A 15282-nucleotide genomic window follows, 5' to 3' on the forward strand; every position below is an offset into this window, starting at 1 on the left:
GGTCCTCAGCCTTGCCGAGGCCCGCCCGAATTATAACCGTCTCGAGCCGGCGCTGAGAACAGACTTCTCTCTGGCCCTTCTCGCCAGCGCTCAGGCAAGGCTGCTTGCCAGCGAATGAAGGATTTCCGCAATCCCGCGCCAAGTCGCTCAACTTCGCCGCTCGGCTGCCGATTAAGGACTCACACGGCAGCCCTGCAGAAATTTTCTAAAGTTCCTTTTCGGGTGGTCGTAAAAGTAGTTGTCAGCGAAGAAATCGCCACACAGGATGGGCCGGCAGCCACCGCTTCAGGCGGTGCACCGCAACCCGAAGTCACTTTCATCATAGTAGGAGAAGGAAAATGCCCCAAGTCATCAACACCAACGCTGCCTCGCTGAATTCGCAACGCAGCCTCAACACCTCGCAAGCTTCGCTGGCGACCTCCCTGCAGCGCCTGTCGTCGGGCCTGCGTATCAACAGCGCCAAGGACGACGCCGCCGGTCTGGCGATTTCGACCCGCATGGCTTCGCAGATCAGCGGCCTGAACCAGGCGTCGCGCAACGCCAACGACGGCATTTCGCTGGCCCAGACGGCCGAAGGCGGCCTGCAGAGCATCACCGACTCGCTGCAACGGATGCGCGAACTTGCCGTGCAAGCGGCCAACGCGACCAACACCGCGACCGACCGCGCCGCCCTGCAGCAGGAAGTCGACCAACTGGTGCAGCAGATCAACACCGTCGCCGGTCAAACCGCGTTCAACGGCGTCAAGGTACTCGACGGCACCTTCAACTCGCAAGCCTTCCAGATCGGCGCCAACAGCGGCGAATCGATTTCGATCAGCTCGATCGCCAGCGCCAGAGCCGATGCCCTCGGCGTCGGAACGACCTCCTCGTACGAGACCAAGCTCGAGAAATCCGTCACTGCCGGCGCCATCGCCGCGGGGGGCATCACGGTCAACGGCTACGGCGTCGGGCCGTCGGTTTCCGACGGCGTTTCCAGCACGGTCACGGTCACCGGTATCGCGGCGACGACGACCGGGGCCCTGGTTGACGGCGATCTGAAGATCAACGGCGTTTCCGTCGGCGCGGTCGTTGCCGGGGCCGACGCCACGGCACAAGGTGCGGCCGTGGCGACGGCGATCAACACCGTGACCGCCACCACCGGCGTGACCGCTTCGGCCTCCGCCGGCGTGCTGACGCTTTCCTCGATGGATGGTCGCGACATCAAGATCGAAATGACCGGCACGGCGACCGACACCGAAACCGGGCTGACCGCGGGAACGACGAAAGCCGGAGCCGACAGCGCCATCGCCAAGGCGGCGGCGTTCAACACGGTCACCGGGCAGACCGGCGTCTCGGCCGTCGCCACGGCGACCACGGTGACCAGCGGGGCGATCAGCGCGACGACGGCGGTGGCCGGCGACACGACCAACTACATCAAGATCAACGGTGTCAAGCTCGGTGCGATCGCCGCCGGTGCCGACGCGGCAGCGCAGGGCAACAACGTCGTCGCGGCGATCAACGCGGTATCGAACCAGACCGGGGTCAGCGCGACCTTCGACAATGCCAGCAAGAAGGTCAGCCTGACCGCCGCCGACGGCCGCACGATCAGCGTGCAGACGGCGGGCGCGGCGGCCGCTAACAACACGGGCTTTGCCGCGACAACCATCACTCACACCTACGGCGGCATCAAACTGACCTCGAACAGTAGCGCGGGCATCACCGTCGGCGGCGCGAACATCGCCACCACCGGTCTGACCGGGGGCTATACCGCTGCCACCGCCACCTTCGGCGCCGGCATATCGAAGGTCGATCTGACGACCGCGAGCGGTGCGGCGAACGCCATCGCGACGATCGACTCGGCTTTGGCCAATGTCAACTCCAGTCGGGCGAATCTCGGTGCCGTGCAGAACCGCTTCAGCAGTGTGGTGAGCAACCTGGCAGCGACTTCCGAAAACCTGTCGGCTTCGCGCAGCCGCATCGTCGATGCCGACTTCGCGGCCGAAACCGCCAACCTGACGCGGGCTCAAATCCTGCAACAGGCCGGTACCGCCATGCTCGCACAGGCCAATTCGCTGCCGCAGAACGTTCTCTCGCTGCTCCGCGGATAAGCGCATACTGAGTCAAACAGCGGTAAGATCGGGGGCGCGCTCGCGGTAACGTGAGCGCGCCCCGGTGACTCTTCACCAAGGAGCACAAGATGAACATTCAACCCACTGCCGTCTCTCTGCCTCCCCAGGTCAACCCGGTGGTCAGCAGTGCGGCGCGTGAACTCAACAGATCGCCCGGTGACAGCACGGCCAAAGGTACCGAGTCCTCTCGCCCGTCGCTGCGCGTTCAGCCAGCCGACCGGCAGGAGGTCGAAGCGGCGGCCAGAAGCGTTCGCGAGTTCGTCCTGCCGATCAACAGCAATATCGAATTCAGCGTCAACGAGGACACCGGGCAACTGGTGGTCAAGATCATCGACCGCACCACCAAGGAGGTGATTCGCCAGATGCCGTCGGAGGAGATGATCGCCATCGCCAAGACGCTGGATAGCATCAAGGGGCTGTTCGTCAAACAGACGGCCTGAAAATACGCGGCGCAAGGCGTTTCCCGCCTGTAGCCGCCGGAGAAGAACATGGCAATTTCCTCGCCGGGCCTCGGCTCGAACCTCGACGTCAATAGCATTGTCAGTCAGTTGATGGCGCTCGAGAAACGGCCATTGACGGAACTTGCAAAGAAAGAAGCCGGGCTGCAGGCCAAGATCTCGGCGCTCGGTTCGCTGCAGGGTGCGATCTCGGCGCTGCAGACTGCCGCCGGCAACCTCGTACCGGCCAGCGGAACGACGGCCACGCAGAAGTTCTCGGTCTTCAAGAGCGCCGTCAGCGATGCGACGATCGCTTCGGCCAGCACCTCGTCGAGCGCCGTGGCCGGCACCTACAGCCTCGAGGTGACGCAACTGGCGAAACAACACAGCATTGCCACGTCGACTACGGCCACCCCTTTCTCGGGTACGGACGGTACGCTGCCGACGGGTGGCACGCTGACTCTCTCGCTCGACACGGTCCCCGCTGGAACCTCGCCGACCAAGACGACCGACATCACTCTCGCCGACGGCGCCACGCCGGAGCAGGTTCGCGACGCGATCAACAATGCCAGCGCCGGCGTCTCGGCCGTGGTCATCAATGGTGTGGCCGGCAAACAGTTGGTGCTCACCGGAGACACCGCCGGCAGCAACCAGTTCATTCGCCTGTCGGGAATCGCCGGGCTGGCCTACAACCCGAACGACGCGCCGGCACCGACCGATGCCTTTGTCCAGTCGCAGGCCGCGCAGGGGTCCAGTTTCAAGCTCAACGGAATTGCCGTGACCGCCGCGACGAACACGGTTACGACAGCGCTCGATGGCGTCACGCTGACCCTGCTCAAAGGTCCCGAAGCGCCCGCCACCTCGCTCAGCACGACGCTGACGATCAGCAAGGACAACTCGAGCCTGACCAGCGGACTCAACGCCCTGGTCAAGGCGCTCAACGAATTCAACACGACGGCCAACAGTCTCGGCAGTTACAACCCGACGACCAAGGTAGCCGGCGCGCTCAATGGCGACAGCACGCTGCGCACCGCGCAGAGCAGCGTCCGCAATTCGCTCGGCGAGATTCCGTCGGCCCTCTCGGGCGCCACGCTGCAACGCTTGTCGGATGTCGGCGTCAGTTTGCAAAAGGACGGCAAGTGGACCGTCGACTCGAGCAAACTCACCAAGGCGATCAGTGAAAACTTCAGCGGCGTCGCCAATCTGGTCGCCGCCTACAGCGCCAAGCTGAAATCCGCCGCCGACGGGCTGGTTGGAACCGATGGCTTGATTGCGGCACGCAGCGCCGGGCTGAATACCTCGATCAAGAGCCTCGACAAACAGTCCGACGTGATATCGAGCCGGCTGACCCAGATCGAAGCACGTTACCGCCGGCAGTTCACGGCTCTCGACACCCTGGTTTCGGGAATGACGACGACGAGCAACTTCCTGACGCAGCAACTCGCCAACCTGCCCACTTACGAATAGGAGCACTGAATGTTCGGCCATGCTCGCAATGCGATTTCAGCCTATCAGAAGGTCGGTGTCGACGCCGCGGTCGAGGTCGCCGACCCGCACCGGCTGATCCTGCTGCTTTTTGCCGGTGCCGAGGCGGCGATCGGCAAGGCGCGTGCCGCCATGCAGCAACAACAGATCGCGGCCAAGGGCGAAGGCATTTCCAAAGCCATCGACATCATCGCCAATGGCCTCAAGGTGAGCCTCGACCTGGAAAACGGCGGCGAAATCGCCCAGCGACTCGATGCGCTTTATGATTACCTGGTACTTCGCCTGCTGCGTGCCAACCTGGACAACGACCTGCATGCTCTCGAAGAAGTTGCGGGTTTGCTGGAGGAGATTCACAGCGCCTGGCGCGAGATTTCACCGAACGCGCGACAACAGGCCGTGGCATGAATTCCTCGCTGCCTTCCCTGGAGCGCCTGCTGGTGCTCTCCGAGGCGATGGCCAGCGCGGCGGCGGCCAGCGACTGGGAAGGACTGGCCGAACGGGAAAGCGAACGCCGCACATTGGCCGACAGCCTGCCGCCCGCGCTGTTCGATGGCACTCCACCGTCGGCACGGGAGCACAGCCGCCGCCTGATCGAAAGTTGCCTGGCCTGCGATGCGCGAGTGCGTGGGCTCGTCGAAGCTCGGTTGCACGAGTTGAGCGTACTCTTGCGCGTGACGCCAATCGATCGCTGATATGATGATTCGCGCTGAAGCGAGCAACCGCCTCCAGCCGACCGCCGACGTTGCCTTGCGGCCGGCCTTGCCGGCCCAGGAGATCACCGACAAGCTGTCGGGCCTCGTCGTCGGCCAGCGCTTGCTGGCCGAAATCGCCTCATTGATGCCCAACGGTACCTACCGCGCGCTGATCAACCAGCGCAACGTGACGCTGGCCTTGCCTTTTGCCGCCAAGAGCGGGGATGTGATCGAGCTGGAAGTCGCCGAGAGCGACGGAAAGCTGACGCTGGCCGTCGTCGCGCGCCCCGAAGCCGGAGTCGAAACAGCGGGGAACGAATCGGCCGCCACCAACTTGAGCCGCACTGGACAACTGATCAGCAGCCTCTTTGCCGGCCGGCGCGACAACCCGGGCGCTCCGCTGGCGCTGCCCCTCAACGGCAATCAACCGATCGCCGAGCGTCCGCCGAGCAGCGGGCGGGACATGGTGCCCTTGCTCCAGCAGGCGATCACGCATAGCGGGATGTTCTACGAATCGCATCAGGTGGAGTGGGTCGAGGGACGCTACAGCACCGCGCAGTTGTTGCAGGAACCGCAAGGGAAGCTGGCCCCCCAGACGCCTCCCGGAGGGCAGGGACAGACGGTGCCGAGCGGCGTCGACAGCAACACGATCGCTACGCGACGGCCGGCCGAGAGCGGGCCCGACGTCTCGCCGGGCCGGCCACGCCCGCTCCCGGCAGGCGATGCCGCCGACCTGGCGCGACCGACGGGCGACGCTTCGTTGCCCACCCGGTCGCTCCAGGTGACGGTCACCGCGAACCCTCCCGGGGAGTCGACACAAACTGGCCAAACAGCCCCAGCCGCGTCGGCCGCCCAACCCGGACAGCCTGTCGCACCACAGGTGCAGGCCGTCGTACAACAGCAACTCGAAGCTTTTGCGACGCAGAATTTTGCCTGGCAGGGACAGGTGTGGCCAGGCCAGAACATGCACTGGGAAATCGAGGACGGCCGGGAACGGCAGTCGGCCGACGACGGTGACAACGCGACAAAGTGGCAGACGCGACTGCGTCTGACGCTGCCCAATCTGGGCGAAGTCGATGCCCGACTGCATATCCAGGGCAAGCAGGTCATGGTGTCGATGATCGCTGCCGACCCCGAGGCACGCGCCTTGTTGCGCAGCGGAGCGGCCAGCCTGCGCGAGCAAATGGAACGGACCGGACTGGACCTGGCGTCACTCGGTATCGTCACGCCAGCGGAGAACTCGGCCGATGTCCAGCCAGCCGAATGATCCCGCGCCTGAAGCGGGTCTGGGAGAGACGACGGGCAGCGGGTTGACCCTGGACGAGACGCTAGCCCAGGCCCTGGAGAAAGCGGCCGCCTGTCGCCAGGCGGGTCAGTTGGACGAAGCCGAACGGCTTTGTCGGGCCATTCTTCAGGCGCGACCGGAAGACGCGGCAGCCAACCACCAACTGGGCCTTCTCGCGGTGCTACGGCAGCAGGTCGCGGTCGGCCTGCCCCACTTTCTGGCGGCGCTCGAGGCAGTTCCCGAGTCGTCACAGTACTGGCGGAGCTATATCGAAGCCCTCATCCTCGCGGGCGAGCCAGAGACGGCGCGACAAGTCCTGGCACTCGGCCGCCAGCACGGTCTGGCTGGCGAGGCCGTCGAGGCTTTGGCGCGAAGCCTGGACGGCGGCCCCGTCACGCAAGATGCGACACGGCGGCAGCAAGCGGGTTCACGCGAGCGTCCCGCGGCGGCCTTGCGCGGCCGGGGCGCCGACCGTCGTCGGGGCCCCGCTGCGGACGACGAGAACAGGCTGATCGAGCTGTTTTCCGCCGCACGTTACGCCGATGGCGAGACTCTCGCGCGCACGCTGACCGAGCGCTTCCCGCGCCATGGCTTCGGCTGGAAGGCTCTGGGCGCGATCCTGCACGCCCAGGGCCGTGACCGGGAAGCACTGACGGCCATGCGCCGTGCGGCCAAGCTGCTGCCGCGCGACGAGCAGGTACAGAGCAATCTTGGCGTGGTGCTGGCCAACATGGGCAAACTGCCGGAAGGCGAGGCCTGCCAGCGGCGTGCTCTGCAAATCCGGCCGGAGTTCGCCGAGGCACACTACAACCTGGGCAATGTCCTCAGCGCGCAGCACCAGCACCGTGAAGCCGCGACCAGCTATCGGCAGGCACTGGGGTTGACCCCGGACTTCGCGCCCGCTCACTTGAAGCTGGGCGACGCGCTGATGGAACTGGGCTGCCCGGCGGAAGCGGCAGAGTCGTACCAACGGGCGCTCGTGCTTGACCCGGATTCGGTGGCAACACTCAACGGCCTGGGCACCGCCCAGAAAGCCTTGGGCCGCCTTGTCGAGGCCGAAGCGAGCTATCGTCGAGCGCTGACCGTGGGACCGGATCATCCCGAACTGCACAACAATCTCGGCGATACGCTGCGCGACCTGGGCCGGCTGAGCGAAGCCGAGAGCGCCTTGCGGCGCGCGCTCGAACTCAAACCGGATTTTGCGGCGGCGCATTTCAACCTCGGCATCACCTTGAACGACCGGGGCCGATGGGCGGAGGCCGCAGTAGAACTGCGTTTGGCGCTACGTTTTCAGGCCGATTTCCCCGAGGCGCTGGTGGTTCTCGGTTCGGCTCTGAGGGCTCAGGGACAACTCGATGCGGCGGCGGAAAGCGTACGCTGCGCGCTGCGCTACCGACCACACTTTGCCGAAGCCTATTACAACCTGGGCAACATCCTGCGCGACCAGGAGCGGCACAGCGAAGCCGAAGCGAGCTTCCGCCGCTCTCTGGAACTCAAGCCCGATCAGGCGCACGCGCTCCTCAACCTCGGCGTCACACTGACCGAGCGGGGTCGCTACGGCGAAGCCGAGACGGCTTGCCGGCGCGCGCTGGAACTCCGGCCCGACTACCCCCTGGCGCATAGCGACCTGCTGTTCTGCCTCAGTCACAACGAGGACATCAGCGCGGCGGCACTGTTTGCCGAACACTGCCGCTTTGGCGAGCGATTCGAAGCCCCTTTGCGCGCACACTGGCGAGCGCACACCAACTCCCGGGACCCGCAGCGCGGCCTGCAAGTCGGGGTCGTTTCGGCCGATCTGCGCAACCACGCCGTCGCGAGCTATATCGAGCCGGTCCTGGCGCGCTTGGCAAGGTATCGACAACTGTCGCTGCACGCCTATTCCAACCACCGCGTCGAAGACGACGTGACCGGGCGGATGCGACAGCACTTCGCGCACTGGCATGCGATCGCCGGGGTTTCCGACGACGCTCTGGCCGAACGGATTCGTGCCGACGCCATCGACATTCTGATCGATCTGAGTGGCCACACAGCGCACCACCGCCTCCTGACCTTCGCTCGCAAACCGGCGCCGCTGCAGGCGAGCTGGATAGGCTATCCGGGAACTACCGGCCTGCAGGCGATGGATTACTTTCTCGCCGACCGCTTCTTTTTGCCCTTCGGCGAGTTCGACCGGCAGTTCACTGAAAAGGTCGTTCGCCTGCCCGCCAACGCACCTTTCCTGCCCTTTGCCGATGCCCCTCCGGTCAGCCCGCTAGCGGCGCTGAACAACGGCCATGTAACTTTCGGCAGCTTCAATCGCCCGACCAAGATCAGCCCTTCGGTGGTCGCGCTCTGGTCGCGCTTGCTGAACGCCGTACCGGATTCGCGGCTCGTGCTCGGCGCGATGCGGCCGGACGGGCGGGCCGACGAGTTGATCGACGATTTTGCCGCCAACGGCGTCGCTCGCGAACGCCTGAGCTTCCTCGCGCGTTCCGACATGTCCACTTACCTGGACTCGCACCGGGAAGTCGATATCTGCCTCGACACCTTCCCCTATACCGGCGGAACCACCACCCTGCATGCCTTGTGGATGGGCGTTCCCACGTTGACGCTGGCCGGCGATACCGTGCCGGGACGATCTGGTGCGTCCATTCTCGGCCACGTCGGCCTGGAGGCCTTCATCACCCACAACGCCACCGACTTCGTCGCGCGAGGCGTCTCCTGGGCGAACGACTTGCCCACTCTCGCTCGCCTCCGACCGCAACTGCGCGAACGTTTGCGCCATTCGGCGATGGGCCAACCGGAACTCGTCGCCGCCGGCCTCGAACGGGCTCTGCGCACCATGTGGCAACGCTGGTGCGCGGGTCTGCCGGCCGCGGCCTTCGAAGTCATCCTCGAGCAGCGGTCCGGCCTTGAACCGGTGAGCGCCACCTGAGCGGCAAAGGGCGAGCAGGATGCGACTGGCGATCATGCAACCCTATTTCTTTCCCTACATCGGCTATTTTCAGTTGATCCGCGCCGTAGACCTGTTCGTCATCTACGACAACGTCCAATATACGAAGAAAGGCTGGATCAACCGGAACCGCATTCTTGAGCAGGGACGAGAAGCCCTGATTTCCCTACCCCTGAAGAAAGCGTCGGATTTTCTCGACGTGCGTGACCGGGAACTGGCGAGTGACTTCAGGAAAGACAAGTTGCGCAACCGGATTCGCGAAGCGTATCGCCGAGCACCCTGTTTCCCGCAAGCGTTTCCGGTGGTCGACGGCGCGCTCGGTCATCCGGATGGCAACCTGTTTCGCTTCCTGCTGCACACGATACGTACAGTGTGCGCCTACCTCGGAATCGGTACCGAGGTGGCGATTTCGTCCACCCTGCCGGTCGATCACACGCTCAGGGGCCAAGACCGGGTCATCGCCCTATGTCGGCAGGTCGGCGCTCGCGAGTACGTCAATCCTATCGGCGGCCAGTCTCTCTACTCGCGGGAGCACTTTTTCAGCCAGGGAATCGATTTGAAATTCCTGCAACCCGAGATTATTCCCTACACGCAGGCGGGAAACGATTTCATTCCATCGCTTTCGATCATCGATGTCATGATGTTCAACTCGGCCGAAGACATCAGCCGCCGTCTCGTCTCGGAATACCATCTGATATAGGAGAAATGCCCGATGGCAGGCTACGGGAAGGTGGTGGTCGTCGCATGCGGGCCGGCGGGTGGCGGCGCAGAGCGATGAAGTGGCGCAAACTCGGAAAGATTTTCGATCCGACGGAATTCGAGCTCTTCAATCAGTGCCGCGAGTTCGCGCAGGCGCCACAGGTGATCGTTTTCGACGATCGCCTGCGGATTTACTTCTCGACCCGCTCCTTCGATGCGTCGAGCGGCAACTACCTGAGTCACATCGCGTTCGTGGACATGCGAAAGGATTTTCGCGAAGTGATCGCCGTGTCCCGAAATACGGTGATCGAACTCGGGAAAGCGGGCTGTTTCGACGAGCACGGCATTTTTCCGATGAACGTCTTGCGGCGCGGCGACCTGATCTATGGGTATACCTGCGGTGTGAACCGGCGCGTTTCGGTGCCGGTGGACAGCGCCATCGGAATCGCCGTCAGCCGGGACGGCGGCGACACATTTCGTCGCCTCGGGGACGGACCAATCCTCTCGCCATCGCTACACGAGCCCTGTTTGGTCGCCGATCCCTTCGTCCAGGTTTTCGGCGACTCGTTCTACATGTGGTACATCTTCGGCACCCCCTGGGAGAAACGGGCAGATGACGAGCCCGCGGAGCGGATCTATCGAATCGGGCAGGCCAGTTCGCTGGACGGCATTCGCTGGCGCCGCGAGAGCGGCCGGCAAATCGTCGCTTGCCGGCTGGGCTCCGACGAATGTCAGGCGCTGCCGACGGTAATCCAGATTTCCGGACGCTACCACCTGTTCTTCTGTTACCGGCACAGGCACGACTTCCGTCACAACAGAAACCGAAGTTACCGCATCGGCCATGCCTATTCGGACGATCTGCTGGACTGGACGCGGGACGATGAACAGATGAGCATTGCGCCGAGCGAAAATGACTGGGATTCGGACATGCTCTGTTACCCACATGTTTTCGCCTGCGACGGCCGAGTCTACATGCTCTACAACGGGAACGAGTTCGGCCGCCGGGGCTTTGGGCTAGCGGTGCTGGACTAGGCGTCTTGCCTCTCCGTGACGTGGAAAAACCGCCACCTCGAACATGTCTCATCGCGCGCCTCCATTGCCTGATCTGTCGTCGTTGGCTAGCATCTGCCGGGCACGTGCTATGATGTTGGCTTGACGACTGCCGCATCCCCGAATTGGCCGCCCGCGTTCTCCACTTCGCCTCCAGCCGCGAAATAGCAGCCCGGCAGTGCAAGTCTTGCAAGAGGCTTTGAAGGCATGGAAAAGACTCTTCGCCGCTATGCGGCCTACTTTCCCCGCTGGTGCCAGTCTTTTGGCGACCATCTGCCCGACCCTGGCGGCGAGGGCCGCGCCGTCGAGTGGCTGGTGGGCGAAGACAGCGTCGGCCTCATCGTCCTGCCCGAAATCCGGCGCCTTCTGATGCACGCGCTGCTCGGCCCGGAAAAGCCCTGGCTGGAATTTCGGCCACGCTCGCTGCGCCTCAACCGGCACGACTACGAAGAGATCGAGGTGCTCGGCCATCCGGGCTATGTGGCGTTGCGCGAGTTGCTGCTCGGCAGCGACGAAACACACTTGTTCCTGACCTACCACCTGATGTATCCGCCGGGAACCCGAATCATCACTCTCTCTCGCAAGTCGCCGCTTCCGCTGCTGTACAAGGAGATGGCCCCGCTGGCAATCAGCGTCGGCGAGTGACTGGCCGGCCGCGATGAAGGTTGGGATGATCGCCGCCTGCGCTCAAGCCGCCATTGGCCTGCTTCGGGTCAGGCTGGGGGATTCTGGATCGGCGGGTTGCCGATCGGGAGACAGCTTCGATCGGATGCTATCCATTCGCTGGTGAGCAAATGAGGACAGCCACCGCCCTGGTGGCAAGCGTCGCACCGGCCAAGGCGAAACAGCCCGATGAGCCGGCCCCCTTTCGTGCCGTGTCGGACCAGGCTTTGGCCGGCGGCCACACGTCATCTTGCCGTAACATAGCCGTCCTAAGCTGCCCGCATTCCAACCGTTTCCCCATGCGAGCCTGGCCCCATGAGTGACCACCTGAGCAAGCAGTTCGACCTCGAACTCGAGAACATCCGCACTCGAATACTTCAGATGGGTGGCCTGGTCGAGCGACAGGTGCTGGCGGCGGTCGATGCGTTCAGCACCGGCAACCTCCAAGAGATGCAGCAGGTGATCGACACCGACAGCGAAGTCGATAGCCAGGAAGTCGGCATCGACGAGGACTGCACGCTGCTGATCGCGCGCCGGCAACCGACGGCACGCGACCTGCGGCTGATCATGGCCATTTCACGCGTCGTCACCGACCTGGAGCGCATCGGCGACAAGGCGTCGAAGATTGCCAACATGTCGCGCAAGCTGCACTTGGCCGGCGGGCAGCGCATCCCGCGCCTGTCCGACGTTCACCACGCCGGGCAACTGGCCACCGACATGTTGCAGAGTGCACTCGATTCGCTGGCGCGTATGGACCTCGAGGCCGCACGCCACGTCATCGGCCGCGACAAGGCGATCGACGCGGCCTTCAACGCCATCCTGCGTCAACTGATAACCTACATGATGGAAGATCCGCGAACGATAACCGAGGCGCTCGACATCATCTGGATCGCCAAGGCCATCGAACGCGTCGGCGATCACGCCGTCAACATCGCCGAGAATGTGATCTATGTCGTCAGCGGGATCGACGTCCGGCACAGCGCGGCGGCCAGAAAGCAGGCCGACAGCGCATGACGCGACCGGTGTCGAGGCTACCGCAGGTGCTTGTCGTCGAGGACGACAAAGGCATTCAGGAACTTCTGCGCTTTACCCTGGTCTGCGGCGGCTATCAGCCGCTTTGCGCCGACACGGCGGAAGATGTCGAGCCGCTGTTGCGCGAGGCCTTGCCCGACCTGGCGCTGATCGACTGGATGCTGCCCGGCAAGTCCGGCCTGGCGCTGACCGCCCGGCTGCGCGGCGACGCACGCACGCGAAAACTGCCGATCATTCTGCTGACGGCACGTGGCGAGGAGGCCGACCGCGTCGCCGGTCTCGAAGGCGGCGCCGACGACTACATCGTCAAGCCTTTCAGTCCCAAGGAACTGATCGCCCGGGTGCAGGCGGTGCTGCGCCGCTGCGCGCCGGAACTCGTCAAGGGCACGCTGAGCGCCGGCGTCATCGAACTCGATACAGTAAGCTACGAAGCGCGCGTCAGCGGGCAGCGCATCACGCTGACGCCGACCGAGTTCAGGCTGCTGCGCTTCCTGATCGCCAACCCTGGCCGCGTCTATTCGCGCCAGCAACTGCTCGACAACGTCTGGGGCGATCAGGTCTACATCGAAGACCGGACGGTCGATATTCATATCCGGCGCTTGCGCGTCGCTCTCGGACCGATCGCCGAGCAGATGGTGCAAACCGTCCGCGGCGCCGGCTACAAGCTGGTCGCTCACCGCGCGCCCGACCAGAAGTCACCATGAGCCCGGCCGGGCGCTGGCTGGCCAGGGCATTGCTGGCCAACCTCCTGCCGATCGGCTGCCTGGCGCTGGTCGCCGGGCTGTGGCACGGTCCGGCCTGGGCCTGGGCGGCGGCGGCGCTGGCCTCGACCCTGCTGGTCGTCGTGCACACCAAGCGGCTGGCAGGCTGGCTGGCCTGGCTCGACAGTCCGCAGGACAGCGCCGACAGCGGCTATCCCGCCGCTCGCGGCGCCTCGAGCGAAGTGTTTCTCAAGCTCATGCGCCGCCTGCGCCACGATGCGCGTGCGCTGGAGGCGGTGAAGGCCAGGTTGCGATCTTTCCACGAGGCGATGGACGCGGTTCCCGATGGTCTGGTGATCCTCGACGGTGGCCACCGAATCCAGTGGCACAATCGTGCCGCCGAGGCACACCTCGGCATTCGCCGGCCCTGCGATGGCGGCGCCATCGTCGAGCAACTCGTCCGTGCGCCGGGCTTCGCCGAATACCTCGGCGGTGCCGATGCGACGGCACCTTTTCTGTTGCAGTCGGCAACTGCGCGCCCCCGCCTTTATGCTTTGCGAGTCGTTCCGTTGGGCGAGCAGCACAAGCTGCTGGTCAGCCTCGACGTCACCGACGCGCGTCGTGTCGAGTCGATGCGCAGCGAATTCGTCGCCAACGTGTCGCACGAACTGCGTACGCCCCTGACCGTGGTCAGCGGCTTCCTCGAGCACTTCACCGACGACCACATGATGAGCGCCGACCAGCGCCGGCACTTCGCACGCTTGATGAGCGACCAGACGGCGCGCATGCTCAGCCTGGTCGACGACCTGCTGACGCTGTCGCAACTCGAAGCGGAGGACGCTCCGGCGAGCGAAGAGGAAGTCGATATGGCCGACCTGCTGGCGCAGTTGCTGGCCGAAGGGCAAAGTCTCAGCGAGGGCCGTCACCGGCTCGCCGTAAGTTGCCAGGGGCCCCACCTGCGCGGCAATCGCAAGGAGCTGCACAGCGCTTTCGGCAATCTCGTCTCCAATGCCATCCGCTATACGCCGGACGGTGGCGACATCGCTATCGAGTGGGAGGTACACGACGGTAATGGTGTCTTTAGCGTGCGCGATTCCGGAGTCGGCATCGGCAGCGAACATTTGCCGCGGCTGACCGAGCGCTTCTATCGCGTCGACCGCGGCCGCTCGCGTGACACGGGTGGCACCGGACTCGGTCTGGCGATCGTCAAGCACATCCTGCTGCGCCACCAGGCGACGCTGCTTATCGAGTCGCGGGTCGGCGAGGGCAGCACGTTTCGCGCCGAGTTTCCGGGCTGGCGCTTGCCGCGGGCAAGCTGAGCCGGCGCCCTCCGGAACGCCGAAGCCCGACGCGAAAACCTGCCGTACTCGTTGCCGCGAACCGCCGGCGGCGCAAGTCACGCTTGAACCACGCGCGGCCATGCCGCTACGCCAACTTGTGGTCCGCTATCACTATCATCTTGGCGTTCACCGTGTTGCGCCGCTTGCGCGACTGGTAAACGATCCAGGAAAACAATACCACCTCGCCTTCGTTTGGCTTTACCGCCTGCGGGAGGGAAGTCCATTTCACCGGCTTGACGTCGTCGGCAACGCATTCGACGTATTCAGGTGTCGGCGATCGGATAGGTCCAGTCGGCATAGAACCGCGACGGCGCCGCCGCGCGGTCGGCCGTCAATACGAGGGATGAGCGTAAAGGACGAGGCTCATGTCGATACCGCCTCACCCCCGCGTACCGCCGCCTCGATCGCGGCGATGTCGATCTTCCGCATGGCCATCATGGCTTCGAACGCACGCCTCGCCACGTCGCCACCCGTGGCGAGTGCCTCGGTCAGGACGCGCGGCGTGATCTGCCACGACAGGCCCCACCTGTCCTTGCACCAGCCGCAGTTGCTTTCCATGCCACCGTTGGCGACGATCGCGCGCCAGTAACGGTCGGTCTCGGCCTGGTCATCCGTTGCGATCTGGAACGAAAACGCCTCGCTGTGCCGGAAGACGTCGCCTCCGTTGAGGCCGAGACAGGGCAGGCCGCAGACGGTGAATTCGACCGTCAACACATCGCCCGCCTTGCCGCCGGGATAGTCAGACGGCGCACGATGCACCGCCTTGACCGCACTGTCCGGGAAGGTTCGCGCATAATAGCGCGCGGCTTCCTCCGCATCGTGGTCGTACCACAGACAGATCGTGTTCTTGCTCATCGT

14 protein-coding genes and 1 pseudogene are annotated in these 15282 nt (G+C 64.5%); 13 read left to right on the forward strand and 2 right to left on the reverse strand.

From position 1 onward, the window contains the following. The first annotated feature begins 338 nt into the window (after positions 1-338). From Q1M07_RS16110 to phoR, 13 genes are all read left to right on the forward strand, one after another. On the forward strand, positions 339-2087 hold the full coding sequence (locus tag Q1M07_RS16110) for a flagellin (protein ID WP_300455289.1): 1749 nt from the start codon (positions 339-341) through the stop codon (positions 2085-2087). An 89-nt stretch (positions 2088-2176) separates the two neighbouring features. Next, complete coding sequence (locus tag Q1M07_RS16115; protein ID WP_300455291.1) at positions 2177-2548, forward strand: flagellar protein FlaG; 372 nt, start codon at positions 2177-2179, stop codon at positions 2546-2548. A 48-nt stretch (positions 2549-2596) separates the two neighbouring features. Next, positions 2597-4012 (forward strand): flagellar filament capping protein FliD, encoded by a 1416-nt coding sequence (gene fliD, locus Q1M07_RS16120; protein ID WP_300455294.1) that lies wholly within the window; start codon positions 2597-2599, stop codon positions 4010-4012. A 9-nt stretch (positions 4013-4021) separates the two neighbouring features. Further along, positions 4022-4435, forward strand: coding sequence for a flagellar export chaperone FliS (gene fliS / locus Q1M07_RS16125; protein WP_300455297.1), 414 nt, complete (start codon positions 4022-4024; stop codon positions 4433-4435). Continuing rightward, a complete protein-coding gene (locus tag Q1M07_RS16130; RefSeq protein ID WP_300455300.1) occupies positions 4432-4722 on the forward strand; it encodes a flagellar protein FliT in 291 nt (96 codons plus the stop codon). The genes fliS and Q1M07_RS16130 overlap by 4 nt, the downstream gene beginning before the upstream one ends. 1 nt (position 4723) lies before the next feature. Further along, positions 4724-5989 (forward strand): flagellar hook-length control protein FliK, encoded by a 1266-nt coding sequence (locus Q1M07_RS16135; RefSeq protein ID WP_300455303.1) that lies wholly within the window; start codon positions 4724-4726, stop codon positions 5987-5989. Continuing rightward, the gene (locus Q1M07_RS16140; protein ID WP_300455305.1) at positions 5970-8921 is read left to right on the forward strand and encodes a tetratricopeptide repeat protein; all 2952 of its coding nucleotides are present in this window, start codon (positions 5970-5972) and stop codon (positions 8919-8921) included. Before Q1M07_RS16135 ends, Q1M07_RS16140 begins: the two co-directional genes overlap by 20 nt. A gap of 19 nt (positions 8922-8940) precedes the next feature. Further along, positions 8941-9639: a WbqC family protein gene (locus tag Q1M07_RS16145; RefSeq protein ID WP_300455308.1), complete on the forward strand. Its 699-nt coding sequence runs from the start codon at positions 8941-8943 to the stop codon at positions 9637-9639. A gap of 74 nt (positions 9640-9713) precedes the next feature. Next, complete coding sequence (locus Q1M07_RS16150; RefSeq protein WP_300455311.1) at positions 9714-10670, forward strand: hypothetical protein; 957 nt, start codon at positions 9714-9716, stop codon at positions 10668-10670. Positions 10671-10895: 225 nt separating this feature from the next. Further along, positions 10896-11333 (forward strand): hypothetical protein, encoded by a 438-nt coding sequence (locus tag Q1M07_RS16155; RefSeq protein ID WP_300455313.1) that lies wholly within the window; start codon positions 10896-10898, stop codon positions 11331-11333. Between the two features lie 333 nt (positions 11334-11666). Then, entirely contained in the window at positions 11667-12365 is a 699-nt protein-coding gene (phoU, locus tag Q1M07_RS16160) for a phosphate signaling complex protein PhoU (RefSeq protein WP_300455316.1), read from the forward strand. Further along, complete coding sequence (gene phoB, locus Q1M07_RS16165) at positions 12362-13087, forward strand: phosphate regulon transcriptional regulator PhoB (RefSeq protein WP_300455319.1); 726 nt, start codon at positions 12362-12364, stop codon at positions 13085-13087. The genes phoU and phoB overlap by 4 nt, the downstream gene beginning before the upstream one ends. Further along, on the forward strand, positions 13084-14403 hold the full coding sequence (gene phoR, locus Q1M07_RS16170; RefSeq protein ID WP_300455322.1) for a phosphate regulon sensor histidine kinase PhoR: 1320 nt from the start codon (positions 13084-13086) through the stop codon (positions 14401-14403). The genes phoB and phoR overlap by 4 nt, the downstream gene beginning before the upstream one ends. Before the next feature lie 112 nt (positions 14404-14515). Here the strand turns inward: phoR and Q1M07_RS16175 are convergent. Then, positions 14516-14689, reverse strand: a pseudogene (locus tag Q1M07_RS16175) (DUF1428 family protein); the annotation flags it as partial. Positions 14690-14787: 98 nt separating this feature from the next. Beyond that, positions 14788-15279, reverse strand: coding sequence for a VOC family protein (locus Q1M07_RS16180; protein WP_300455324.1), 492 nt, complete (start codon positions 15277-15279; stop codon positions 14788-14790). Positions 15280-15282 lie beyond the last annotated feature (3 nt).

It is taken from the genome of Accumulibacter sp., assembly GCF_029255285.1.
Taxonomy (GTDB): domain Bacteria; phylum Pseudomonadota; class Gammaproteobacteria; order Burkholderiales; family Rhodocyclaceae; genus Accumulibacter.

What these genes read in the sequence shown, in the direction of transcription:
- Q1M07_RS16155 (WP_300455313.1), top strand. Translation starts at nt 10,896, where the DNA reads ATGGAAAAGACTCTTCGCCGCTATGCGGCCTACTTTCCCCGCTGGTGC.
- fliD (WP_300455294.1), top strand. Translation starts at nt 2,597, where the DNA reads ATGGCAATTTCCTCGCCGGGCCTCGGCTCGAACCTCGACGTCAATAGC.
- Q1M07_RS16130 (WP_300455300.1), top strand. Translation starts at nt 4,432, where the DNA reads ATGAATTCCTCGCTGCCTTCCCTGGAGCGCCTGCTGGTGCTCTCCGAG.
- phoB (WP_300455319.1), top strand. Translation starts at nt 12,362, where the DNA reads ATGACGCGACCGGTGTCGAGGCTACCGCAGGTGCTTGTCGTCGAGGAC.
- Q1M07_RS16150 (WP_300455311.1), top strand. Translation starts at nt 9,714, where the DNA reads ATGAAGTGGCGCAAACTCGGAAAGATTTTCGATCCGACGGAATTCGAG.
- fliS (WP_300455297.1), top strand. Translation starts at nt 4,022, where the DNA reads ATGTTCGGCCATGCTCGCAATGCGATTTCAGCCTATCAGAAGGTCGGT.
- phoR (WP_300455322.1), top strand. Translation starts at nt 13,084, where the DNA reads ATGAGCCCGGCCGGGCGCTGGCTGGCCAGGGCATTGCTGGCCAACCTC.
- Q1M07_RS16135 (WP_300455303.1), top strand. Translation starts at nt 4,724, where the DNA reads ATGATGATTCGCGCTGAAGCGAGCAACCGCCTCCAGCCGACCGCCGAC.
- phoU (WP_300455316.1), top strand. Translation starts at nt 11,667, where the DNA reads ATGAGTGACCACCTGAGCAAGCAGTTCGACCTCGAACTCGAGAACATC.
- Q1M07_RS16145 (WP_300455308.1), top strand. Translation starts at nt 8,941, where the DNA reads ATGCGACTGGCGATCATGCAACCCTATTTCTTTCCCTACATCGGCTAT.
- Q1M07_RS16180 (WP_300455324.1), bottom strand. Translation starts at nt 15,279, where the DNA reads ATGAGCAAGAACACGATCTGTCTGTGGTACGACCACGATGCGGAGGAA.
- Q1M07_RS16115 (WP_300455291.1), top strand. Translation starts at nt 2,177, where the DNA reads ATGAACATTCAACCCACTGCCGTCTCTCTGCCTCCCCAGGTCAACCCG.
- Q1M07_RS16140 (WP_300455305.1), top strand. Translation starts at nt 5,970, where the DNA reads ATGTCCAGCCAGCCGAATGATCCCGCGCCTGAAGCGGGTCTGGGAGAG.
- Q1M07_RS16110 (WP_300455289.1), top strand. Translation starts at nt 339, where the DNA reads ATGCCCCAAGTCATCAACACCAACGCTGCCTCGCTGAATTCGCAACGC.